The organism is Clostridium sp. YIM B02555 (assembly GCF_022320955.1).
Taxonomy (GTDB): Bacteria; Bacillota; Clostridia; order Clostridiales; family Clostridiaceae; genus Clostridium; species Clostridium saccharoperbutylacetonicum.
In genome coordinates, this window is sequence record NZ_JAKJJY010000017.1 from 12,837 (window position 1) to 37,412 (window position 24,576).

Genomic DNA, 24,576 nt, shown 5'->3' on the forward strand with positions numbered 1-24,576 from the left:
TTTTTATGGACTATGAACTCTTTGGTATTGTTCCCTTTGCTAGCATAAGTTAAACTTTATATATTATCTAATTTAATATACTCATTATTATTATTAAACAAATAGTATGAAGTTTCTTCTACTAATTCACCTTTTGATATATATCGCTCTATATTCAAGCTAAACTTCTCTAAATGATGTTCCTTAAAGGAATACTCTTCTCTTAGCTTTTCCTTTATGCTCTTTTCTTCTTCTCTTTCCATTTCACTTCTTAAGAAGTCTGGCAGACCTCTTTTTTTATAATAAGTCAAATAATTAAACCTAACTATTTCTTTTAAATATTTATTGCTTTCCTTTAGGGCTAACTCATTAAAGTCTAAAAACACTTTATAATATTCAACATTTCCTATATTTTTATTAAAGTATCCTTGCTCTTCAAAAAACATCCCCAAGCTGTAATAAAAATCAAAAGGCTTATCAAATTTTTCCTCAAAGTATTTTATTATAAGTTTAAACTTTTGAGAATTATAGTACTTATCAACCATTTCTTCAACTTTTTTAAGCTTTAAAAGCTCTTCATAGGATATCTTATCTGTTTTCAAAATTTCATATGGTGGATATGGTGAGTATTCCATTCCATATTTATCTGCATCTTCTCTCATGGAAGATCCCTTTAATAGTTTTAAAAATCCAAGTTGTATTTCCTCTGGCCTTATTTCATACATATCATTAAAAGACTTTTTAAAAGATTCATAATCTTCTCCTGGTAATCCTGCTATTAAATCTAAATGCTGATCTATATTTCTTAAGGCATCAATTTCTAAAACTTTTTCTTTTATATCACTGAAATTAACAAACCTATTTATATTTCTTAAAACCTCATCATTAGTAGTTTGGACTCCAACTTCAAATCTAAATCTTCCTTTTGGAGCATTTGCTAAAAGTTCTATTTCCTGAGGCTTTAATATATCTGCTGATATCTCAAAATGAAATTGAGTATTTGTGTCTTGGTTTATTAAAAAGTCCCATATAGCCATTGCAAATTTTGAATTACAATTAAAGGTGCGGTCAACAAATTTAACTAATCTAACTTTTTTATTTATAAAATACATTAAATCCTTTAATACTCTATCTATATCTAAAAATCTAACTCCATGACTTGTAGATGAAAGACAATATTTGCAGTTGAAGGGGCAGCCTCTTGAAGCTTCGTAATATACAATTTTATTACTTAAATCTTCGCCTTCTTCATAAGGAAATACAATTTCCTCCATAGACATTAATGGACGTTTTTCATTAGAATGAACTATTTCATTAGCTTTATAATGCAGACCTCTAACTTCTTCTAATTTCATTTTTCCTAATTTATATAAAATGAAATCCCTATAAGTTTTTTCTCCTTCGCCTTCAATAACGTATTCTCCAACATTATTTTTCAAAAAATTTCTAGAATCAAATGAAACTTCTGGTCCACCATATAAAATTTCTATATTTGAATCTACTCTTTTAATTAAGTTAGAAACCCTTGAGATAAGTTCAACATTCCAAATATAAGTTGAAAATGCAACTACATCAGGCTTTTCCTTAATTATTTCTTCAAGGATTCTTCCTTCTCTATCATTTATAGTGAACTCTTTTATTTTTCCTTCATAATCAAGATCCTTTGTAAAATTCTTTAAATATCTAACAGCTAAATTACTATGGATAAATTTAGAATCAACTGCTGTTAACAATACTTTCATCTGTAACTCGTCCTTTCATGTATCATTAAATTTGAAAATAATAATAATTTTTAATACTTTATATAGTATACATTATTAATTTCTTAATAAAAAGAACTAACACTTATTTTAGTGCTAGTTCTTTTTATTATATTGCCAAAAGAAATTTTTAATTCCGTTATATCTATATCTCTAGTTTCTCTTAATATATCTTGTCTAACCGCATTCAGATTTTCTTTAGTATCTTTATTCTCATTTATCCTCATGTTATTATGTCCCCCTAAAAATCTCTAGACATGTGCATCAAAAACAAGTTTGCAACATACTGTAATCTTACATATAAAATGTTTCTTAATATTAAAATAATTACTCTTCAAAATAATCAAGACACATTCCAATAGTTATATCTTCTAAAACTTCTATATACAAATCACATTTTCTGCATAATAAAATGAATGCTTCAGTGGTTATTACTTCGTCATTCATATTATCTGCACAAAAAATATCGCAAATCCATTCCTAAATGGTGCGATACTCAAGCTATAGAAGTTTATTTTATTAATTATTTAGAAACATAATTAGTATTTTAAGTATGACCACTAGTGGTGCTCTTAATATAAAAGCACTTACAACAATGCCCAGAATTGGTCTCACCTTATTTGATTCTTTTTGAAATAACGAAACCACACCTAATAATAAGCCTATGATTGCAGCAACGATTCTTACTCTAAATTCCCATAAAGCGTAAGTATTAGAATAATATAACGTATAATTCCCACTAATATCTATTATTGCAATTACAATAAAATAGGCTATTTGAGTTAATGCTAACCTATAAGATATAGTACCTTTATTTATCTGTTTTAACTTTTCCACAACAAGTCCTCCACTATAATTTATAAAAATGTTGTAACATATTTCAATTTACTATTACAAAATAATTTTAACATATTTATTACTTAAATCTTCGCCTTCTTCATACGGAAATACAATTTCCTCCATAAGACATTAATAGACGTTTTTCATTAGAATGAACTATTTCATTAGCTTTATAATGCATACCTCTAACTTCTTCTAAAATTATTTCTTCAAGGATTCTTCCTTCTCTATCATTTATAGTAAATTCTTTTATTTTTCCTTCATAATCAAGATCCTTTGTAAAATTCTTTAAATATCTAACAGCTAAATTACTATGGATAAATTTAGAATCAACTGCTGTTAACAATACTTTCATCTGTAACTCGTCTTTTCATGTATCATTAAATTTGAAAATAATAATAATTTTTAATACTTTATATAGTATACATTATTAATTTCTTAATAAAAAGAACTAACACTTATTTTAGTGCTAGTTCTTTTTATTATATTGCCAAAAGCAATTTTTAATTCCGTTATATCTATATCTCTAGTCTCTCTTAATATATCTTGCCTAACTTCATTCAGATTTTCTTTAGTATCTTTCTTCTCATTTATCCTCATGTTTTGTGTGCCCCTGAAAATCTCTAAACATGTGCTTCAAAAATAAGTTTGCAACATACTTTAATTTTGCATATAAAATGTTTCTTGAAATTCAAATAATTACTCTTTAAAAATGCATATTCTTTTTAATTACTACAGTTCATATTCTATCATGTTAATGCGGAAATACTACAGTATTTTAGCATTTTACATTATGTAATATATACAATTTAGAGTAAATGTCTCTTATTATGACTTTGTATAAAATATAATTTTTTACTTAAAACTATTAATAATATAAGGAGTATACCATATGAATGAAACAGAGTTAAAAATTGCAGGCAAAGCACTAAAGAAACTAAGAAAAGAAACCAAATTATCAATTTTTAAAGTTGCAAAAAAGGTGCATATTAGCATGAATTATCTTTCATTGTTGAAACGTGGATTAAATATTCCTTCTGATACAGTACTATTTAACTTAGCTTAATTTTATGAGATTGATCCTGTGGCATTGTTTAAGCTATATGATAAGATTGTTCCACCACCAAATTCACACTACTCTATAAAACTATTACTTATTTTTTGTTTATGATCAAGCACTTACTATGATTTTGCTTGCACTTACACCAGAATTAATTAAAAGTTGTTTCGTTTTTTCACTCTTTACATAAATTGTAGCTTTTGTACAATCTTGAAATGGATTAATTCCTATACCACCACTTGGACTATTTACGTAATTTGCTATGCTTGTTACACTATCTGGAATAGTTATGCTTGTTAAATTTGTGCAGCCTTCAAATGCCTCTTTTTGTATACTTGTTACACCATTTGGTATCACTATGCTACTTAAACTACTACAACCTTGAAATTCAATCTCGTTTATGATTGTTATACCATTTGGCATTTTTATGTTGCTTAAACTGCTACAACCACTAAATGCACCATAGCCTATGGTTTTTACACTATCCGGAATTGTTATGTTTGTTAAATTAATGCAATTCTGAAATATACCATCCCCTATATTTGTTACACTATTTGGAATTGTTAAAGTTGTTAAACCACTACATCCAGCAAATGCCTTAGGCCCAATAGACTGCACACTATTTGGAATAATTATGCTGTTTAAACTCTTACACCCTCTAAAGGCGGCTTCATTTATAATTTTTACACTATCCGGAATTGCTATACTTTTTAAATTAGTGCATCCATTAAATGCAAATGCGCCTATACGTTTTACACTATTTGGAATATCTACATGTGTTAAATTACTACAATTCATACACACTATAGATTCTATACCCGTTGTACTATCTGGTATTGTTATGCTGGTTAAATTCTTGCAGCTAGAAGCTGAAGTAAATCTTATACGTTTTATATCAGTACCATCAATTTTATTTGGTATCACTACTGAGCTATCAGAACCAATATATTCTACTATTGTACCAGTTGATTTATCAAATTTAAAATCACCACTTATTGTAATCTCTGCACGTGCACCACTATCATTTACATAATATCCATCAATTGTTGTATCTTTAGCCATATAACCTTTAGAATCAAAATAATACCATTTAGAATTAATTAGCCTCCAACCGGTAGCCCATGAATTACCTTCTGTGTACCACCAGCCTCTAGGATCGCTTTCCCATTCTGCACTTGCACCTATTGGATTTAATGCTAATACTGAAGCTATTACTAATGTACTAGCTATTACTTTAGTTAATTTTAGTTTTTTCATTTTTATAATCCCTATCCCCTCTTATATGTATTACATTACCATTATTTATTAAGTATAACATATTAGAATTTATTTTAATATTACTTATTCTTGCAATTTAGTGTTAGTCCTTTAAAGGCATTACAAACAACAGTTTTCAATTCAATTAACATTCATTGCTTAATCTTATCTGCACTTTCTAACGCATTTTCAATAGCTTTTAAAATAACTTTAGAACTATTAGTAGCACCTGAAACCGTATCGACTTGAAGAGATTGAGCTTGTACTACTTCTTCTGGAATAATCTCTGCCTTCTTTCCTCTTTCATTTTTATGTTTAACTAATTCAATATCTACTATCTTATGTTTTTCAACTTTAACATTAACTTCAGCTCCAATAAAAGATGTCTCAAATTCACCTGGATAATTTCCATCTTTTATTCTTGACAAATCAACATATGCTATTTTAATTTCTTTTATAGCTTCTTTATATTGTTTAATATCCATAAAATATTTAATACCATATACTCCACCACATAAAATCAAAATACAAATGACTATAATCAGAATATTTTTTACATTAATCATACAAAAACTCCTTTAATCCTTTATCTTACACAATTCTAATTACTTCTTATTGAGTTAATTACAATTTCAAACCCCACCTCAATTAATTCTGACATTGTTTTGTTGTAGCTGTTATTTATGTACTTTTCTTTTTTATCAATTAACCATATTAGTCCCATTAAATGTGACCATAGTGTAAATACAATTGCTATAGGATCAATCTTATTTGAAAATTCTCCTGTTTCAATTCCTCTAGCCACACATTTCTTTAAAATATCTATAGTCACTTCGCCTTCTTCATAGCACTTCCCGACTATTGTTGATTTATTTTTACTATGAAAATCCTCATCTTTATTTTGATAGTCCATCATTGCTTTAAAGTGTGCAGGATATTTATCTTTGAATTCAATAAAACACATACCCATAGTTTTTATTTTTTCACTTTCTGTCTTATCAGAGATTTCAGATAACTTTTTCTCCACCAGTTCATTTATCATTAAAAATCCTTTTAGCATTATTTCATAATATAATTCTTCCTTACTGCTAAAATACGAATATATAGTTTTCTTAGTAAATTCAGCTTCTTTAGCTATATCATCCATTGTTGAATTTTCAAAACCTTTATCAACAAATACTTTTTCTGCTGCATTGATTATGTCATTTCTTCTAATTTGCTTTTCCTTTTCTTTTCGTTCAAGCATCCCCATTTTTATTCCTCCAATTTACCAACTTCACTAAATATAACCTAAAGTATACCCTTAGTATACTTTAGGTTATATTTAGTGTCAAGTTATCAATACTTTACTTATAGTTTTTGCAACAAAATTCATTTTTATGCAAAAAAAATCCCCTCCTAGTGGGGACAAAATTAGCAGGAATTAATTTATGTTAAACAGCTATAATTAGTACTTTCACAATCAATTTTTTCTTCTACTATAACTTCAGTTTTTAACTTAGTTCCTCTTACAAAAAAAACATCTTCCCAAGCTTTAACTTCCTCTATTTTAAAATATTTAACAAGAATTTTTTTTATTTCTTCAATATTTGAACTTAAAAGTATATTTAAATTTTTGAAAGTAAATTCCTTGACTTTTCCTTTTGGTAAGATAACCTTTATTTTATTATTAAATACTTTTCCTCTTTCTTTATTAATATCCCAAATAAATATTTCTCCAGAATCTTTTATATATGAGCTCATCTCCTTTATTAATCGCTCCTTTTCAAAGCTCGTCCATATCTTATTTAAATCAAAAAAGAAAGTGCATGCATCATATTTTCTACTTTTCAAATTTATTTTACTATTATTATCAACATAATCTAAGGATAACTCCTCTTCTGCGTCCTTTGATATATTGTAGATAATTCCAAGATTTTTTTCTCCTACATCTAATATGTCTCCCTGTAGACAAACATCTTCTAAATCAATTACCAAAGTCTTTCCCATAACTTCTCCTCCTACATCCATATATTAATTACATTTTACCATTATTTTGAAATTTTTTCTTCAATTTTTGAATATACTTTTTATAGATACATATTGATAATTTTGTAATTAGGCTAAACTATAGTATAATATGCATAAAGAACGTATAAAAATAAAATAGGAGGCGATTATATGAAAAGTAAGAATAATCACATTTTAACTCTTGTCTATAGAGTTGTATTGATGAGCATAGGTTCAGTTCTTGCCTCAATAGGTCTAGAAATCTTTTTAATCCCTAATAACATAATCGATGGTGGAATAACAGGTATATCCATAATGGCAAGTTATATAACAAATTTACCTTTAGGGTTATTTGTATTTATCTTAAATATACCTTTCCTAGTTTTGGGATATAAGCAAATAGGTAAGACCTTTGCTCTATCAACCTTATTTTCCGTTATATGCTTATCAATTGGCGTATCTTTTTTACATCCAATACCAGGTATAACTAAAGACATACTACTAGCAACTATATTTGGCGGAATTATACTAGGCGTTGGCGTAGGTATAATTATAAGAAATGGCGGTTCTTTAGATGGAACTGAAATAGTTGCAATTATCATGGATAAAAGAAGTAGTTTCTCAATTGGAGAAATCGTAATGTTCATTAATTTATTTATATTAGGTGGGTCTGGTATATTATTTGGCTGGGATAGAGCAATGTATTCACTAATGGCATACTTCATTGCTTTTAAAGCTATAGACATTACCGTTGAAGGTCTCGATGAGTCAAAAGCAGTAATCATTGTATCTGAAAAAAATAAAGATATTTCTGAAGCATTAACTGACAGACTTGGAAGAGGTGTCACCTTATTACATGGAGAAGGTGCTTATAAAGGCAAATCAACAAATGTCATCTATGTAGTTGTATCAAGACTAGAAATTGCAAAGTTAAAAGGAATAGTCAACGATTTTGACGAAGATGCATTAGTAACTGTTACCAGTGTTGAAGCTTCTGGAAAGAGATATAGTAAAAAGGCTATTCACTAATGATATTCATTATATACCTATCTTAATTTAGATAGAAAAGACAAACTCATAGAAAAATAATTTTTCTTAATTGTAAAACCTCATTTTGGTTATTCTTGGCCAAAATGAGGTAAAAAAGTAACTAAGAATTATATATGCGACCAATCTTTATCGGATAGCCGCTTTATTTTAATATACACTAGGTAGTTTACCGCCTAGTAAAAAACAATAACTATGTATATATCTAAAGCCATTGAAGAAAATACTCATCATCTAAATCTTTATAATCTTTTCTATAAAAATCTTCGAAGTTTATGATATTTCCTTTCTTATCTTTTATAGAGTATTTCTTTCGTTTTCCGTTTTCCAAAACTACTATATCTGCGGTAAACATATTAGTTATCCCAGCTTTTCCAAAAATAATTTTTTCAACTTCATCTATACTATTAACTCTTAAAATTCTGTAATCTTCTTCATGTGCCATACGTTCAAATACTAGAAACCCATCTACATCTACCTCTTGTTCTCCTAAACTTAAATTACTTAAACACTGTTCATGACACTCTGATTTAATAATCTCTTTTTCTCTTGGTGAAAAATTTGTTATTAATTCAATAAAGTAATCTGCACCTTCATCTCCACCTTCTAATTCATAAAAAAACTCATTTTCATCTTTAACTTCATCAATAACTTCAAAAAGTTTTCTAATAGTATATTTCATAATATTTATTTTCCCTTCATATATTTATTAAGTAAATCTTTTGTATCTTGTATATTAATTGCTGTTAGAACACTATTTACTATATTTAAAATATATAACACCTTATTCTCAGTAATCTAACCTTTGCTACAATTACATGTGTTTTTATCGATATTTCCTTTATATTTTACCTGATAATCTTTACTCTTCTCTAAAATAGCCAGACTTTCTCATTACCGAATATTATTTCTTCGGTATTAGGTTGTTTCACTATTTAAGTACTATTAAAAACAAATTCTGATTATATTAGATGAGATATAATACTTAACAAAAGCCTTACAATTTCTCACTATGCTGTTCATTTAATTCTTTTAAGCTTAATATCATTAGCTCTAATAATATCAACTAGTGATAGCCTTGTATAACTAGGGAATAACATTATCCATCAACTTCAACTAACATTCTTAAGTATGTTTGAAATTGTGAACTAACATTATTCAATATTTCTCTACTGTTTTGAAGATTTGGCGTACATAAATACTCATAGATTGAGATTAATATATATCCAACCTCAGTATCTATAAATTTTTTTCCCTTATACACATCTATCATTTTCTCTACAATTTCAAATGTATTTTTAACTTTCTGTTTCTCATAAATATTACATTTATCAACTAAAGTTAAAAAACCTTCTTTTCCTATGCTACTTTCTCTGAGTTCGTTTATCAAATTTTTATCCACGATTGTACATATATTTTTCTTATAATTTTGTAATATATTCTTACGATATTCAGAAAGTTTCTTAGATACCAATTCTATTTCTTTTCCTTGTATTATGTCTTCTTTGCTAATTAAAAACATATTTCCTGGTATAGTTATAAATGATTCTACTACTATTTTATCTATCTGATTTTGTTCTTTGTATATAATACTCATTTCTTCTAGTATTTCAAATGCTTTTTGCATTTTAACATTATCTAAACCTTCTGCTGCTCTTAATTCAAACATAACCTCCCATATATAGTAGTTATATTCATTTAACATTTGTTCAGCTACAATAGTTTTTTTCACCATATTATATTAGCTCCTTATCAACATTTAAAACTAAGTCCTTTGCATCCACATGAATTATTATTTTTTAAATAACTATTGTTTTTATTACGACATTCTTTTTTTATAAATTGTCTCTATATATTTTACAATCCTATTTCCGCTTCTCATAGACTGAATATTAGATTTTTCTATATTTCTAATTTATATTTAATGATTTATAGTCCTTTTAATAAAAATCTTACATTTTCTCGCTGCATTGAAAAGTGTTTTCTCAGTCTTCTAAATATTTATTTATCTTCTTTATCACTTCCTTAATACTATTATTATTGTTATTCTTTGTTCTAACAATCGCATCAACACAATTTTGAATACAATGATTGATTCAAGCTGACTTGCAAGTAAGAGCATCATAAAACTACAACATCAATTATTTAAATATAAAACCTCATTTCTGTTATTAGTTTAACAAAAATGAGGTTTCATTTATAGATAAATACTTTCCAACCCTCTCTAACGACATTAGATGTCCATGATACGTTCCTGAACTTAGTTACTTGTAGGCTTACAATCATCATATCCTATTATTTTTCCTGTATCATAAAAATAATACACAGTTGTTGTATTTCCTTTATTCATAGCTTTTCCATTGAATAATGCTTGTTTTTTTATAGACTTATTATCTATGCCTGGTAAATATTGAGCTTGTGAGTGACTAAAATAACATCTGTTAAATAATCTCCTTTTCCTAACAAATTTTTAATAATAGTAAGATAGCCTACACCTTTTATCAAGATGTAGGCTATCCTACTATTATTTTTATTACTGCTTCAAATGTTTTTTTCATCTAATTTATAAAATCTTTATAATAAGTTTGCTCTTACATACATTTAGTCTGTATCGGTTACATCCAAATTATATATTTATTATTCGCTGTCATCATCGTCATCATCAGCTATCCAAGCTGACCAATACTTTGCCATATCTGCAATCCTCTCGACTGCTGAATCACATGCTCTTGATATAAAATCTATTCCTTCTTTACTTCCTATCCAAACTAGAGAAATAGATTCTTTTAAATAGGATTCAATTTCACCTTCAACTCCTTTTAATAATTTAACCTTACATGAAAATTCTTTAAGAACATCTGTTGCCTTGGAATGTGGATATGCGTTTCTTGCAACATCAAGTTTAGGCATATAAATTTCGACTAAATTTGATACTATAGCTTCATTCATTTTTTGAATATCTCCTTCCATTCATTACTTGTAGAGTCAATAACATGTATACTTTTTATATTATTATTAAACAGCTCCAGACCTTGTTGACTAGTACCTAATCCCAAACTTAGCATTTCATTTCGCTCATATTTAACCTCTACCAATCCTGACCCTGGTTTAAATCGTGGCAAATTTGGAAAATCTTCAGCGGCAGAAATATGAGTACCTCCTAATTCTATCAAACCATCTCTTGTTCCAGACTCTAATTCAAACTTAACACTCTTGCTATCTTTACTCCCTTGGTTAACACGCTTAGATAAGTCATTTAATACATAATCTGATTCTGTCGTTACTTTTAACTCACTTGCTCCTTTTTCACGTTTCGTCAATATATTATTCTTCTCCAACTTAGCATATTCTTTATCTGACATTGTTCGATAGAAGTATTCACTTTCAGCCTCCCCCGCCAAATTATTACCTTTATCTTTACACCCATCAATCTCCATATATCCACTAGGATCATAATATATAATAGGATTATTAGAACAATAAGCATAAAGATTTAATCCATCACCACGATAAATATCTTCTTGAGTAAATCTACCAATTACAGGATTATAGAATCTCGCTCTTAAATAATATTGACTAGTAACACCATCATACTGCTGTCCTTTATAAGTAATTCTATTATGAACTTGCTCTTTACCATGAAGCACATTTCCAAAAGCATCATACCAATACTCATTTTTAACTTGCTGATTCTTATCACTAATAAATACTGTACTTCCCTGTTCATCAACAGTATAGTAATGTCTGTCTAGTTTAAATTCTGATGCTAAATTTTGTTCCTCACCTAATTCTGAAATATCAGCAGCAACAACCTCATAATCTCTAGTAAATCTAGAAACAACATTCCAATCATTATCAGCCTCAACTAAAACATTTTCCTTATGGAAAATAAACTTAGTTAATTTTTCATTTTCTTCAATTTCAGCTCTTAAACCTTCAGTATTATATCTGCTCCTATAAAATTATTGTGCTACACATAAAATAGCCCACACCTTTTAACAATTGTGTAGACTATTTTACTCTTAAACTATATTTGGCCTTAAGCTAGAATTTATATTTTCAAAACTTAACCTAATTCTTATTTTTTATATAATCTTCTATTATTTTGATATCTCTTTCTCTATTATTTTCCGGATACAATCCCAGTTTTTCATATCTCCAAATAAGATGTTGTTTATACGGATCACTACTACTTAAATCACTATAATCATAGTCAATATTAAATTCCCCTTTATTATTTAAATATAAAGTAAGATTTGTCCATTGTTGCTGTTTTTCTAATGAAAAAACATTCCACAATTCTCTTAAATATTCATCCAATTCATCTGATAATTCTTCTATCCCTTCATCATCTAAATCATATTTTTCATCTATATCTAAACTATATACTGGTTCATTCTTAGTATTTTCATAAAAATAAAAATACGATATTATCAAATCCTCTGTTACCTCAGAATATAAAATAATTTTTTCCCATTCCACTGGTATGATTTCATCTAATTTGGTCGCAATCTTTTCGTATATTTCATTAACACAATTATTGTTTAAAATCATTTATTTTCCTCCTTTTATGTTCTTTACTACTGCTTTAGCCTTAACTCCATCTATACTATATTTTATTCTAAAACTATCTGGTCTAAGAGAATCTCCTTTATATTTAGGACTTATATCAACTACAACTTTTTGCTTAGCTTTAACTGCATCCGCCCACATATTTTCTAATTTTTTATAAGCACTTGTATTTACATTTCCAATCATCGCAACAATATTATCAACTAATGGTGATCCATCAAATATTATAGCAATTAAATGTCCTCCATGATCTTTATTGCCTTTAATTGTTATTCTATCTTCTCCACCTGCCTCTAACTGATGTTTGTTATTTCTCTTTCTCTTATCCTTTGGTAACACTTCTTTTAATTGTCCACTTGCATTTGTTATTCTACCTAAATTATCAGTTTTATAACCATATCCATTTACAGTATAAGTTTCATTAGGTTTTAGTGTATATTCACCATCAAAATGATTTCCGTTAGCTGATTTTGTTTTACTCTTACAATCCATATAACCACTAGGATCATAATAAACAACAGGATTATTTCCACAATAAGCATAAAGATTTAATCCATCTCCACGATAAATATCCTCCTGCGTAAACCTACCAATTACAGAATTATAGAACCTAGCCCTCAAATAATACTGTTGAGTTATGCTGTCATACTGCTGCCCAGTATAGGTTATCCTATTATGAACCTGTTCTTTACTATGAAGAACATTTCCAAATGCATCATAATAATACTCATTTCTAACTTGCTTATCCCTGTTAGTAATGTTCTCTTTGAGGAAACTTCTATATCTGCTGTAAATACTAGAAAATGATCAACATCTGCCCATCCTTATATGTAATGTATGTTGTACTATGAGTTTCTATTATGATTCTACACTATTATGGTGATTTTTTTCTCAATTTATAAAACCTCATTTCAGTTAATAGCTTAACAAAAATGAGGTTTCAATTTATAATAAAAATTCTCCTAATTTAATACATTTTATAAACCACTAAAATACTACTGATTTCAATTGTTTCATTTTAGAAGCTAAACTGCCGAAACTATTTAATATAATCCAAATAATATTTTAATGCTTTTGCTTCCCATCCCATTCTTGGTTCAATTCTTTTTTCTATGAGAAACTTTAATCCATTCTTAGATTTAATTCTTCCTAGTGCCACTAATATAGGAAGTACAATATTATCAAGTTCATATTCCTGAAGTTTCAACAGCTTATCTTCAATTTCATACAACAACTCCTTTGAAAACTTGGATATCCAATAAGCAGCTCCCATACTTGCATCGCTTGAATAATCATCTAGTGCAAATTCTACTAATAAATCTAACAACTCTCGATTATTGAGATTTTTTTCAAAATAATTTCTAGCTTCTAAATCATAATGTATTGCGTCAATTAATAATTCCCTTATAGTATCTTTGTCTTTCATGATTTAACCTCCATAATATTCTAGTTAAATATTATATCCCTAAATTTCTTTTTATATCATCACTTATATAATATTCTCTCTCTTCCGGCAATAAACTCGTTTCAAAATTTCCTTTTTCAATTTCTTTTCTCCATCTAAACACATCTTCAGAAATGTCATTAATCTTATAAATATATTCTTTGACATATCTTTCTAGAGTATTCCCTCTCATTCCAAGTTGAATAGCCATTCTGTCAATTTTTGTACCATATATATCTACATCAGGATCCCACTGACATATTACATCTGAAATTTTTAATTTATGTCTCCATTCATTTTGAGTTTTATAAATACCTAATTTATCTCTATATTTTGATAAAACAGCTTTAGATATGATTTCATTAAATCCATCCCTAAAAATTTCTATTGATAAAATCCTCTCTTGTCCCTCCTTCGTTCCCCATCCTGATCTATGCATCATCCACAAGAAAGATGTTTTAATCCATGACATTCTATCTAGGTCAAAACTTTCGCCAAAAGTGCCTGTTTTTAAAGCTTCATCTGCTATTTTATCATTGTATCCTTGATATATTGTAATGGTTTTTTCATCAAATTTTGCTGATATATTTTTTAACTTTGACATTTTGTTACTTCACACTTTCCTTAGTTATAATAGATAACAAATTTACCAACATCTATTTTAAGTTTATAATCCGTTATCTATTAATTAAACTTTTATTAACTATTTCGTTTTGGTTGTTCCTTCTACAATCTCAACATTTATCAAATTATTCTTATCATTAAATTTATCTAATTCTTGAGGAGTTATTCCATAGTTTATACCTTCTTTCTTATTTTCAAATCCTTCATGGTGAAACTTTATATTAGGAGATTTCTTTGAACCACGTTGAGGTACTGCTGTTTTTTGTATATATTCATAATATTCAGGATTTAATTCAAATTTCACTATGCATTCAGTTGTACCTGGAAGAACAGTATCATTGGTAAATCCGCCTAACTTTTCTGGTTTTGTAAGTTTTTCTATATTAGTTGTAGTCCATTTTGATGAATCTTTACCAAATGCAGCAGGTTGTAGTTTTTGTTGTTCATTAGTAACTAAAGCTTCTTCCATACTCATTTTCCTATATAGTACTAGATTGCTCTCAACGTTATTACCATCTTCACTTCCACTTTTACTGTTTCCTTTTTTCTAAACACTTCTCTGTAATTTTTTGGTATCCACTATAATCATAATACCTAACAGGATTATTCCCACAATAAGCATAAAGATTAAGTCCATCGCCCCTATAAATATCCTCCTGCGTAAATCTACCAATTACAGGATTATAGAATCTAGCTCTTAAATAATATTGTCCAGTAAACTGTTGCCCAGTATAAGTTATCCTATTATGAACCTGTTTTTTACTATGAAGAACATTTCCAAATGCATCATACCAGTATTCATTTTTAACACTTTGATTTCCATCAGTAATAAATACTGTACTACCTTGCTCATCAACAGTATAATAATTCCTATTTAGGTTAACTTCTTCGCCTTCGCTCAATTCCAAAATATCCGCAGAAACAACCTCATAACCTCTTGTAAATCTAGAAATTACATTAAAGTCTTTATCAGCCTCAACTAAAACATTATCCTTATGGAAAATAAACTTAGTTAATTTTTCATTTTCTTCAATCTCAGCTCTTAATCCTTCAGTATCATATCTGCTTACTAAAGTATTTCCTTCTTTAGTTATCGCCTTAACTTGCTGATTTAAAGTATTATACTCAAAGATATTATTTCCAGTTGAAGTCTCTTCTTATATCGTATTTCCTTGTTTATCATATATGAAAGTATTTACTCTAGATTACTTCAAATGAATATATTGGAATATTGAAAACAAGGTAACCTTTAATTCATAGCTACCTTGTTTATTATTTTTAATCTTTACTTTTTATAAAGAAGCTTTTTAAATATCTCCATATTAGACAATGCATCATTTAATAATCCTTGTTTATATAATGAGATAAATAAAGCAACAGATTTTGCTTGACAATTAATTGCTTTTTCTGGATTAAACTCTATATCTGTAAATGCATTATAAATTATAAGTTCTTTATAAAGATTAGGTTTTCTACTTAATGCATTTATATATATCCAATCATAGAATAATGTTTTAGGCTCTAATGGATAATTCATATTCTCAAGATTAAATCCAACCAAATTTCCTGAACTCCTTAATCTTCTATCTTTCTTAACTTCAAATGGCTCTATTCCAAGTAAATCTTTGTAAGGTCCACCTCTTTCAAATACTTTACTTGATTGAAAAACACATTCAAGTGGGTATTCCTTATTGTTAAAATTATATTTAAGATTAAAAGCACTTAATTGTCTACCCAATTCTACAGGAGATTTTGTTGAAATTTCTAAAACTTTTTCAGTTTTATACATTTCATTAAATCTTTCATGTAACCTTTTTACATTATTTTGTTTTTCTTTAAAACTTCTTCCATCCGAGTTCTGCATATTCACATCTATTTCTTCTATTTCAAATTCTTTAATATACCTAAATATTCTTTTTATGCTCATTATAATATCATCGCCCTTTACTCTGTTTTAAGTATTCTGCTAATATATCTTAAAAATTTAACAATCGCTGTTTCAATATCCTCCTTACATTCTGGATTCCACTCAACAAAACTATCCATATCCCTTGGAATGTTCATAATTAATTCAATTACCTTCTTATCTATCTGATTATAATTATCATATATAGATATCATCTTATCTAATATCACATATGTATTTTCTAATTTTTTTTTATCTAGTCCTTCTCCGTCTCTTAGTCTAACCAAAAATCCCATTTCGTCATCTTCTAATCCTAAAATATTATTTCTCAAATCTTCTATTAATTTCTTTTCTATAAGAGTTCCTTTCTTTTCCATATTAGTCTCCTTACCAATTTTACTTATGCGCTCTCCCACTTTTGCATTCCCTTTTTATTGTGGCTTGTTGCTTTGGATCTTTTTTTATAGCCTCTATATCAGATTTACTTAAAACTTTAACCGCTTCACCATTTATTTGTCCCTGTATTAGAACCTCTGATGATTGTTTTGCATACTTCATAGCAGTTTCATTTCCATTAAGTCTTACTTTCCTCATGTCATCAGTAGTTAAGTCTACAATTCTCTGCTTATCAGGTAACTTACTCAAATCTATACTAACTATATCATTATTTGTTTTTTTAGCCCATCTCTCTGCTTTAGCTATATTAATTGTTGTTGAATTATAAGATGTACTATTATTTTTATTTGCTACATGATCTTCCGGAGTAAATTTTTTATCATTGATGTTCTTAGGTATAATACCTTGTCCTATTGTATCTAACTCATCTTTTCTTATAACTCTAAAAACTATTGAATGCTCATCTACTCCTACGACTACTTTTCCATTATTCTTTTCTTTTATTTCCTTTACTGTATCGTGCATAGATACTTTTTCAAAGCCACTTGGATCATAATACCTAATAGGATTATTAGAACAATAAGCATAAAGATTTAATCCATCACCACGATAAATATCTTCTTGAGTAAATCTACCAATTACAGGATTATAGAATCTAGCTCTTAAATAATACTGCCCTGTGATTCCATCAAACTGTTGTCCCGTATAAGTTATCCTATTATGAATCTGTTCTTGTGCTTCAAGAACATTTCCAAAAGCATCATACCAATACTCATTTTTAACTTGCTGATTCTTATCACTAATAAATATTGTACTACCTTGTTCATCAACAGTATAGAAATAGCTCTTCAATTTAGATTCTTCTATATTTAATCCGTCTTCTGAATCTGCAATATCAGCTGCAACTACTTCATATCCTCTAGTAAATCTAGAAACAACAGTATAATCCTTATCAGCCTCAACTAAAACATTATACTTATGGAAAATAAACTTAGTTAATTTTTCATTTTCTTCAATCTCAGCTCTTAAACCTTCAGTATCATACCTACTAACTAAAGTATTTCCTTCTTTAGTTATCGCCTTAACTTGCTGATTAAAAGTATTGTACTCAAATATATTATTTCCAGTTGAAGTCTCTTCTTTTATTGTATTTCCTTGTTTATCATATGTAAAGTAGTTTACTCCATTTTTGTTATGAAGTTCTTTTAATTGATTTTTAACATTATAAACATACTTTTCGCTAATATCATTTGTAGTCTTAGTTAATCTGTTTCCAACTTTATCATATGTGAAGCTTTCTTTTCGTTCATCATAACTTGAATCAACAAGGCGATTCATTGAGTCATAGCTATAGAAGTTCTTATGCTTTGAACTTACTTTTTGAAGTCTGTTTCCATTTAAATCGTAAGCATAATTATAATCTACTAAAACTTCACCATTTGATGATATCGTAACTAAGCTTTGGACATTTCCATCACCATCATAAGTATAATCTGTCTTTAAGCCATTTCCAACAGTAACAGATTTTATACTATCATTTTTATAATAATCATAAATAGCAAGATTATTTTGATTATCATCTTGAATTAACTTAACTCTATCAACTTCATCATAGCTGTAAATACTGCTTTTTCCTGTGATGTCCTTAATCGTTTTTATATTATTATTTTTATCATAAGTATAGGTTAAAAGAGTTTTTCCAGAAGCACTCTTTCTTTCAAGCATTCCTTCAATATTATAAGCATATTCATATTGCATATTTCCTGTATATGCATTTTTCAAAGTTCCATCTGGATTATATTTAAATCTTTGCTCCACTACCTTTAGCTTATTTTTATTTGGATCTTCTGCTTTTTCAGCTCCATTTGTTTTATTTAACTTTTCTTCTTGCTCATGCTTTTCTTTCCTATCTTTTAATCTTTCTGTAAAGCTTCTTCTTCGAGAACTTTGAGCTAATGGACTAGTCACGAAGCCTTCTTCTGACTTTCTATTAGCCTCTTCAATTGCTTTTAGTCTAGCTTCTTCAGTTTTCTTTGCTTCTAATTCAATTGCTTCCTCATCAACTTGATATGCTTTTACTGACACTATATTTCTATCTACGTTATAGCTTCTATCTACATGATTCTGATTTCTATCAATATGCTTTGTAAGATTTCCTTCCTTATCATAATAGAAATATTCACTATTTCCTTCTTGATCTCTTATTTCACATACTTGTCCTAAACTGTTGTAGATATATTCTATAGTTCCACCATTTGCATCTGTTGTACTTGTTATATTTCCTGCATAGTCATAAGTATATTTCTCAACTCCACCTTCTGGTGTTGTTATTTGAATTATTCTTCCCCAATCATCGAGAAGATAGCTTGTTTGATTTCCATTACCATCAGTAATTCCAGTAATATTTCCTCTTGCATCATACTTGTAGCTTTGAGCTGCTTTATTTTCTTTTCTTGAATTTGGAGTAACTATATCTTTAATTTGCCCAAGTAATGTATAAGTATATTCAACCTTGTTATTTTCTCCATCAATAGAAGTTTTTATATTTCCTTTAGGATCATAAGTATTTTTAGTTATTGTTTCTCCTAAAGCATTTTTAACTTCAATAACTTTTCCCTTTAAGTTATAAGTATAAGTTGTTCCAACTCCATCATCTTTAGCTTCATTATATTGCTCTGGAAGTACTTGTTTTATTATCCTATCATTTTTATCATAAAATAATCTTGTTGTATTTCCTGAAACATTTATGAAATGAGTAAGTCTGTTTTGAGCATCATAAGTATAAGCCTTTTTCTTTTGATCTTCCTTGAAATTAAGTTTTTCAAATAACTTCTCATTTTCTTTCCTATTTTCATGTCTTTCAGTCCAATGTACTCTATAATCATTTTCTCTTATAAATTTGTTACTTATAAGCTTAGCTTCTTCTCCAGAATATTCACTTATGCTGATTACATTATCTGCTTTATCATAATTATAAACATAACTTCTAAAGATTCCATTAGCTTCATCTTTTTCATGTTGCTCTATAACTCTATCTGCCTTGTCGTAAACCCTTCCTATTTCAAAGCCTTTTGGAGTTATTATCTTTGTTATATTGCCATTCTTGTCATATTCATAATTTGTTACGGCCCAAATATTTTTACCAGCAGTTTCTGGTGCTACAAAGCCTCCGTTTATTTCTTCTTTCTTTTGTACTAGATTTCCAACTTTATCATAAATATAATGAATTGCTTTAGTAGTTTTATCATTTATCTTAAAGCTTTCATAAGTCTTATTATTCAAGCAGTCATATTTGTATTTTGCTTTTGCTCCATACTTATCTTTAACTTTAATCAATCTGTTTTCTTCATCATATTCAAAATAAATCTCATGATAATTACTGCAAGCTTCCTTTTCAGAAACTAAGGTTATTCCATGCTTTTCAAGTATCTTATTTCCATTTTTATCATACTCATAGCAAGTTACGTTATACTTAATTTCTGCTTCAGCTTTCTCAACTGGAACTCTTTTTTCAATTAAATTTCCAACTAAATCATATTTAAATAATATAGCATTTCCTTCAACATCTATTTCTTTTATGATATTTCCATGAAGATCATATTCAAAAGTCTTTTCTGCAATTCCTTCTTCATTTATTATTGAACTTAATCTATTCATAGAATCATAAGTATAACTATAACCTAAACCATCATCTGTTTCAGCATTATAATATTCCGGACTTATATGCCTTATAACATTTCCATTTGAGTCATAGAAAAATCTTTCTATTCCTCCATCAGGATAAATTGTTTTTATTTTTCTATTATCCTTATCATAGACATACTCTACTCCAATTCCATCATAAGTTTCATCACTATAATAGTTTGGATTTATTTCCTTTATTATATTTCCTTCACTGTCTCTTATGTTTTTTTCTACAATTCCAAGTGGATTTTTTATGCTTATAAGCCTATCCATATGGTCATAAGAGTATTTGTAGCCTTCATCAGAAATATTTCCCTTCATACATGCATTTGGAGTATAAAGACTTGTTAGATTCCCCATGTTGTCATAATTTTTTATTGTCACATTTCCATTAGCATCTTTTATACTTGCTACAAAATTTAAGTTATTATAACCAAATTCTATTGTTCCATACTTTGTACTTATTTCAGTATTTCTGCCTACTTTGTCATAGGTATATTCATACTCATATCCACTGTTTGTTATTACCCTTACTGGATCTTTTCCTAGTTTTCCATCTAAACCTCCAAGATATTCATACTCATATCTTGTACTGCTTCCATTTCCATCTGTCTTACTTAAAATTCTTCCATTTGAATCATATGTAAATCCTTCAGTTGTCCAATTTGATGCTGAAAGTTTTGTTTTCTTCTCTATTAAATTACCAATGTTATCATAAACATATATAATTTCTTTTTCTTCATTATCTGCTTCTTTTATTATGTTTCCATTTTCATCGTAAGTGTATTCTGTTATTAATCCATTTGGTAAAATCTCTTTTAATAAATATCCAAATTCATCATAAACCTTGTGAGTTTCATATCCATTTCTATCTTTTATATATATTTTATTTTGATAATCATCATATTTATATTCTTCTGTGCTTCCATCTTCATAAAATAGATGTGTTATTAAGCCATCTTTATTAAATCTTGTTTTTTCTGTTCTTTGGCTCTTAGTATAATAGAAGGTTACTTCTTTTTCTGAATCATCATAAGTTATTTTACAAGTATCATTATTTGGGAAGTCTTGACGTATTACTCTTCCCTTATTATCAAAGAAGTTCTTAGTATAAGTATGTCCATTTTGGTCTGTTATGCTGCTTATATATCCCTTATCATCATAAGTATATCTTGTAATTCCTTGATCAACATGAATAACGTCTGTTAAATAATCGCCATCATACTTATACTTAACTATTCTTCCTAGCTCATCTTTTATTTCGATTACTTTTCCATCTTTATAAGTAAAGAATAACTTATAATTTGAGAATGTAGTTAAAGTCTCTATATTTTCTCCTATATAACTTACAGAAAGCTTATTTCCATGTCTGTCAGTTATATTTATTAATTTCCCTGAACTATTATACTTATAAGTTTTCTTATCAAAAGCTGTATTAAATATCCAATAATCCTTTTCTTGTTTTAAAGAATAAATCTTAGCTCCGCCTTTATCATTTACCCAAACTTCATCTCTTAAATAAAAGCTTTCAATATGGCCATCTTGACAAAGTACATTTATTTTATCTCCTTCAACTCCAAGGCAAGTTTCAAAATTTGTTGTCCATCCTAGTCCAAGAAGTCCTATTCTGTTATTTACAGATTCATATTTTCTTTCAATTTTAAATTCTTCATAAATATCTGGAAGGACTATATCTGTTGCTGGAATATATAAACTTCCTGTTGCTCCATCCACTGGGTCAGAGAAGCATACTTTATTACTAACATATTTTCTTATTAATGTAGTTGTTAGATTTGCATCTCCAGTTGTTGCCAATTGGCCTGCCATATCTACAGCCACATCTGTAGCGAGCCTAACTTTACCTAATGTTGAACAGCCTAGTTTTGCAACTTTTCCAACTTTTTCTACCCCTTTAAATGCAGTTGTTCCTCCACCACTTAAGCCACAGTTTAAAGCAAAGGACTTTGCATAGCTTTCCCATCCATTATTTACTTGCCCATCATCTGCGTAATCTGCGAGCAGTTCAAAACCTGTATTGATACCAGAATCAAGACCAATTTTCCCCATTGTCTGTGCCATTTCCTGCAAAGATGCTCCACCTGTTAATAGAGCTGTACTTATTCCAGCTATCATAACTGATCCATATTTTATAGCATTATAAAGTGCCTCATTTCCACCGCATATCTTATCCCTAAAAAAGTTATCCGATTTCGAGTAATCCCCACTTTGAGCTTTACTATAATCCGACAAACCTTCTTTACCTTCAGCTATACCTACCGTAAACGCTGTAGCACCAGAGGCTACTGCAACTCCAGCTATAGCAAGAGTTAAGCCTCCTGTTGCAACTGTAGCAGCTGCAAATACTGCAATCCCAACTCCAACTGCAACTGCCCCAATAACTGAAGCAACTACTCCAAAGCCAATCTTGCTTTTAGCCTCATCTACTTTGGCTTCCATTTCCGCTTTAGCCTGATTATTAATTTCCTTTATTTTATCTGCATCTCCGTCATTTCTATGAGCTATTTCATCTGGCAACTCTGCTGGATCTTTAATACTTCCTTCATATTTGATGGTATTTCCCTTTAAAAAGGTTGCATCCGCCATTTGTATTCCAATGCTTCCCTTAACTATTTCTATTTTGCTTTTGGCAGAAACCTCTACATTTTGTGGTCTAAAAGGTGGCGTGTCTCCACTTCCATTTCTCATTCCAAGCTCTAAATTTTCAGATGCTGTAAGATTTATGTTTTGCCCATTAAGAGACACATCTCCTGATTGAGCTAAGTTTAAGCTTACACCTCCTCCACCTGGTGAAAAATTCATATCACTTGGTGTTAATTTCATTTCACTTCCACCTGTATGAGAAAATGACTTAATATCTGGATTTTGTGTCTTAGCTGAACCTCCTCCCACTCTTACTGAATGAACTGCAATCGCTTCTTTTTCATCATTAGTTGGGAAATATATATGAACTTGACTTTCCTTCTCTGGCATACAATACCAAGCACTGCTTTCTATAGCATAAGTGAAATATTTTTGATTTGAACCAACTTCATATACTGGATCTATCTCAAAATGAACACTCATAGTATTTCCTTTTACATCTTTAACTGTTGCAGGAATACTCATTCCAAAAATCTTATGATTTACCTTAAGTGATGTTCTAAGTCCTCTTTGAAGACCTAAAGTATATATTGTCCTAATTTCTTCTTTGTAAACTTCAATATGAATTTTTGCTACTACACATTCAATCTTATTAAATAAAACTTTTTCACCAAGGGTTAATTTGATTGAACTAATAATATCCCAGTTTGTATATTCCTGAAGAAAATTTTCTTCAAATCCCATAGCTGTGTGCTGATTATAGCTATCGATATTTTTTACAACTTCATAATCTTCTTTATTTATTTCCACATTGTTATTTAATTCTGGTATTCCAAAGTGAAAGCGTCCATACTCTTCTGTAGCTTCAGCAAGTAACACACCATTAAAATGGCTTGCTATTCTCCTTAAAAATTCCCAATCTGTTTCTTCATATTGAAGCACAAATTCCCCTATTGCCTGTCCATTTGTTATACTATCTGTAAAGGCTTTATTAGAATAAGCTTCTAACACCTTTGTTATAACTTTTTGATAGGTCATATCTAAATCACAAAAAGTTCTGCTATTCTTTTTAATATCAAATTCCTTTGTATAAGAAATAGCATGTATTTCCATAACTTGAACATTGCTTTCATAAGTCATAAAAACTTCACTTATTTTTCCTAAAAATAGCTTAGTTTCTTCACCTGTCTCTTCAATTCTTGATACAGTTATTTTTTCTTCACTAACATTTTTATTTAAATATTCTAATATTTTCCCATCTTCTATTAGTAGTTTTACCTTTAAATACGCATGGTCATTAATAGGATATACTATATCTATATCTTCAACTTGAAGCGCATTATAAGGTGTTTCTATTTTCAAACTTTTATACGTCAGCATCATATTAGTCCCTCCTTTTCACATACTAAAATTAAAA

General features: G+C 28.7%; 23 protein-coding genes and 1 pseudogene. 2 read left to right on the forward strand and 22 right to left on the reverse strand.

All coding sequences use genetic code 11. The features are described from left to right. Positions 1-56: 56 nt before the first annotated feature. From L3B98_RS19950 to L3B98_RS19970, 5 genes and pseudogenes are all read right to left on the reverse strand, one after another. On the reverse strand, positions 57-1,721 hold the full coding sequence (locus tag L3B98_RS19950; protein WP_238917979.1) for a B12-binding domain-containing radical SAM protein: 1,665 nt from the start codon (positions 1,719-1,721) through the stop codon (positions 57-59). Between the two features lie 83 nt (positions 1,722-1,804). Then, positions 1,805-1,966: a hypothetical protein gene (locus L3B98_RS19955; RefSeq protein ID WP_238917980.1), complete on the reverse strand. Its 162-nt coding sequence runs from the start codon at positions 1,964-1,966 to the stop codon at positions 1,805-1,807. Between the two features lie 292 nt (positions 1,967-2,258). Continuing rightward, positions 2,259-2,576, reverse strand: coding sequence for a hypothetical protein (locus tag L3B98_RS19960; RefSeq protein ID WP_238917981.1), 318 nt, complete (start codon positions 2,574-2,576; stop codon positions 2,259-2,261). A gap of 69 nt (positions 2,577-2,645) precedes the next feature. Then, positions 2,646-2,934 (reverse strand): annotated as a pseudogene (locus L3B98_RS19965) (hypothetical protein); the annotation flags it as partial. An 83-nt stretch (positions 2,935-3,017) separates the two neighbouring features. Then, a complete protein-coding gene (locus L3B98_RS19970; protein ID WP_238917982.1) occupies positions 3,018-3,179 on the reverse strand; it encodes a hypothetical protein in 162 nt (53 codons plus the stop codon). Between the two features lie 292 nt (positions 3,180-3,471). Here L3B98_RS19970 and L3B98_RS19975 point away from each other — a divergent pair, with 292 nt between their 5' ends. Further along, a complete protein-coding gene (locus L3B98_RS19975) occupies positions 3,472-3,645 on the forward strand; it encodes a helix-turn-helix transcriptional regulator (RefSeq protein WP_238917983.1) in 174 nt (57 codons plus the stop codon). A gap of 105 nt (positions 3,646-3,750) precedes the next feature. Here the strand turns inward: L3B98_RS19975 and L3B98_RS19980 are convergent, their stop codons facing one another. The 4 genes from L3B98_RS19980 to L3B98_RS19995 all read right to left on the reverse strand — a co-directional run bounded on the left by L3B98_RS19980 (position 3,751) and on the right by L3B98_RS19995 (position 6,885). Next, complete coding sequence (locus L3B98_RS19980) at positions 3,751-4,896, reverse strand: leucine-rich repeat protein (RefSeq protein WP_238917984.1); 1,146 nt, start codon at positions 4,894-4,896, stop codon at positions 3,751-3,753. A 152-nt stretch (positions 4,897-5,048) separates the two neighbouring features. After that, positions 5,049-5,462, reverse strand: a complete 414-nt coding sequence (locus L3B98_RS19985) for an FMN-binding protein (RefSeq protein ID WP_238917985.1) — start codon at positions 5,460-5,462, stop codon at positions 5,049-5,051. Positions 5,463-5,497: 35 nt separating this feature from the next. Continuing rightward, positions 5,498-6,148 carry a TetR/AcrR family transcriptional regulator gene (locus L3B98_RS19990; protein ID WP_238917986.1) on the reverse strand — a complete coding sequence of 217 codons (651 nt, stop codon included), beginning with the start codon at positions 6,146-6,148 and terminating at the stop codon, positions 5,498-5,500. A gap of 176 nt (positions 6,149-6,324) precedes the next feature. After that, positions 6,325-6,885, reverse strand: a complete 561-nt coding sequence (locus tag L3B98_RS19995; RefSeq protein ID WP_238917987.1) for a hypothetical protein — start codon at positions 6,883-6,885, stop codon at positions 6,325-6,327. A 171-nt stretch (positions 6,886-7,056) separates the two neighbouring features. Here L3B98_RS19995 and L3B98_RS20000 point away from each other — a divergent pair, with 171 nt between their 5' ends. After that, entirely contained in the window at positions 7,057-7,914 is an 858-nt protein-coding gene (locus tag L3B98_RS20000) for a YitT family protein (protein ID WP_238917988.1), read from the forward strand. A gap of 223 nt (positions 7,915-8,137) precedes the next feature. On the opposite strand, the gene L3B98_RS20005 is transcribed toward L3B98_RS20000, so the two are convergent. The 13 genes from L3B98_RS20005 to L3B98_RS20065 form a co-directional block, all read right to left on the reverse strand. Beyond that, positions 8,138-8,614: a hypothetical protein gene (locus L3B98_RS20005; protein ID WP_238917989.1), complete on the reverse strand. Its 477-nt coding sequence runs from the start codon at positions 8,612-8,614 to the stop codon at positions 8,138-8,140. Positions 8,615-9,031: 417 nt separating this feature from the next. Further along, entirely contained in the window at positions 9,032-9,667 is a 636-nt protein-coding gene (locus tag L3B98_RS20010; RefSeq protein WP_238917990.1) for a hypothetical protein, read from the reverse strand. A gap of 902 nt (positions 9,668-10,569) precedes the next feature. Continuing rightward, a complete protein-coding gene (locus L3B98_RS20015) occupies positions 10,570-10,881 on the reverse strand; it encodes a hypothetical protein (protein WP_238917991.1) in 312 nt (103 codons plus the stop codon). Continuing rightward, complete coding sequence (locus tag L3B98_RS20020) at positions 10,878-11,729, reverse strand: RHS repeat-associated core domain-containing protein (RefSeq protein WP_343073700.1); 852 nt, start codon at positions 11,727-11,729, stop codon at positions 10,878-10,880. Before L3B98_RS20020 ends, L3B98_RS20015 begins: the two co-directional genes overlap by 4 nt. 274 nt (positions 11,730-12,003) lie before the next feature. Beyond that, complete coding sequence (locus L3B98_RS20025; protein WP_238917993.1) at positions 12,004-12,486, reverse strand: immunity protein YezG family protein; 483 nt, start codon at positions 12,484-12,486, stop codon at positions 12,004-12,006. Continuing rightward, positions 12,487-13,299 (reverse strand): DNA/RNA non-specific endonuclease, encoded by an 813-nt coding sequence (locus L3B98_RS29160; protein ID WP_343073701.1) that lies wholly within the window; start codon positions 13,297-13,299, stop codon positions 12,487-12,489. Positions 13,300-13,543: 244 nt separating this feature from the next. Next, on the reverse strand, positions 13,544-13,930 hold the full coding sequence (locus L3B98_RS20035) for a hypothetical protein (RefSeq protein WP_238917994.1): 387 nt from the start codon (positions 13,928-13,930) through the stop codon (positions 13,544-13,546). A 31-nt stretch (positions 13,931-13,961) separates the two neighbouring features. Then, positions 13,962-14,552: a DUF4291 domain-containing protein gene (locus tag L3B98_RS20040; RefSeq protein WP_238917995.1), complete on the reverse strand. Its 591-nt coding sequence runs from the start codon at positions 14,550-14,552 to the stop codon at positions 13,962-13,964. Between the two features lie 99 nt (positions 14,553-14,651). Next, positions 14,652-15,041 (reverse strand): hypothetical protein, encoded by a 390-nt coding sequence (locus L3B98_RS20045; RefSeq protein WP_238917996.1) that lies wholly within the window; start codon positions 15,039-15,041, stop codon positions 14,652-14,654. 61 nt (positions 15,042-15,102) lie between these two features. Then, entirely contained in the window at positions 15,103-15,480 is a 378-nt protein-coding gene (locus tag L3B98_RS20050; protein WP_238917997.1) for an RHS repeat-associated core domain-containing protein, read from the reverse strand. A 377-nt stretch (positions 15,481-15,857) separates the two neighbouring features. Next, positions 15,858-16,499, reverse strand: a complete 642-nt coding sequence (locus L3B98_RS20055; protein WP_238917998.1) for a hypothetical protein — start codon at positions 16,497-16,499, stop codon at positions 15,858-15,860. Positions 16,500-16,516: 17 nt separating this feature from the next. After that, a complete protein-coding gene (locus tag L3B98_RS20060; protein ID WP_238917999.1) occupies positions 16,517-16,855 on the reverse strand; it encodes a hypothetical protein in 339 nt (112 codons plus the stop codon). 19 nt (positions 16,856-16,874) lie between these two features. After that, complete coding sequence (locus L3B98_RS20065; RefSeq protein ID WP_238918000.1) at positions 16,875-24,542, reverse strand: RHS repeat-associated core domain-containing protein; 7,668 nt, start codon at positions 24,540-24,542, stop codon at positions 16,875-16,877. Positions 24,543-24,576: the final 34 nt, after the last annotated feature.

Excerpts from the sequence above, each read along its gene's own strand:
- L3B98_RS20015 (WP_238917991.1), bottom strand. The coding sequence starts at position 10,881 with ATGAATGAAGCTATAGTATCAAATTTAGTCGAAATTTATATGCCTAAA.
- L3B98_RS20040 (WP_238917995.1), bottom strand. The coding sequence starts at position 14,552 with ATGTCAAAGTTAAAAAATATATCAGCAAAATTTGATGAAAAAACCATT.
- L3B98_RS19975 (WP_238917983.1), top strand. The coding sequence starts at position 3,472 with ATGAATGAAACAGAGTTAAAAATTGCAGGCAAAGCACTAAAGAAACTA.
- L3B98_RS20060 (WP_238917999.1), bottom strand. The coding sequence starts at position 16,855 with ATGGAAAAGAAAGGAACTCTTATAGAAAAGAAATTAATAGAAGATTTG.
- L3B98_RS20000 (WP_238917988.1), top strand. The coding sequence starts at position 7,057 with ATGAAAAGTAAGAATAATCACATTTTAACTCTTGTCTATAGAGTTGTA.
- L3B98_RS19995 (WP_238917987.1), bottom strand. The coding sequence starts at position 6,885 with ATGGGAAAGACTTTGGTAATTGATTTAGAAGATGTTTGTCTACAGGGA.
- L3B98_RS19990 (WP_238917986.1), bottom strand. The coding sequence starts at position 6,148 with ATGGGGATGCTTGAACGAAAAGAAAAGGAAAAGCAAATTAGAAGAAAT.
- L3B98_RS20035 (WP_238917994.1), bottom strand. The coding sequence starts at position 13,930 with ATGAAAGACAAAGATACTATAAGGGAATTATTAATTGACGCAATACAT.
- L3B98_RS20025 (WP_238917993.1), bottom strand. The coding sequence starts at position 12,486 with ATGATTTTAAACAATAATTGTGTTAATGAAATATACGAAAAGATTGCG.
- L3B98_RS20065 (WP_238918000.1), bottom strand. The coding sequence starts at position 24,542 with ATGATGCTGACGTATAAAAGTTTGAAAATAGAAACACCTTATAATGCG.
- L3B98_RS19980 (WP_238917984.1), bottom strand. The coding sequence starts at position 4,896 with ATGAAAAAACTAAAATTAACTAAAGTAATAGCTAGTACATTAGTAATA.
- L3B98_RS19955 (WP_238917980.1), bottom strand. The coding sequence starts at position 1,966 with ATGAGGATAAATGAGAATAAAGATACTAAAGAAAATCTGAATGCGGTT.
- L3B98_RS20010 (WP_238917990.1), bottom strand. The coding sequence starts at position 9,667 with ATGGTGAAAAAAACTATTGTAGCTGAACAAATGTTAAATGAATATAAC.
- L3B98_RS19970 (WP_238917982.1), bottom strand. The coding sequence starts at position 3,179 with ATGAGGATAAATGAGAAGAAAGATACTAAAGAAAATCTGAATGAAGTT.
- L3B98_RS20055 (WP_238917998.1), bottom strand. The coding sequence starts at position 16,499 with ATGAGCATAAAAAGAATATTTAGGTATATTAAAGAATTTGAAATAGAA.
- L3B98_RS20005 (WP_238917989.1), bottom strand. The coding sequence starts at position 8,614 with ATGAAATATACTATTAGAAAACTTTTTGAAGTTATTGATGAAGTTAAA.
- L3B98_RS19950 (WP_238917979.1), bottom strand. The coding sequence starts at position 1,721 with ATGAAAGTATTGTTAACAGCAGTTGATTCTAAATTTATCCATAGTAAT.
- L3B98_RS19985 (WP_238917985.1), bottom strand. The coding sequence starts at position 5,462 with ATGATTAATGTAAAAAATATTCTGATTATAGTCATTTGTATTTTGATT.
- L3B98_RS20045 (WP_238917996.1), bottom strand. The coding sequence starts at position 15,041 with ATGGAAGAAGCTTTAGTTACTAATGAACAACAAAAACTACAACCTGCT.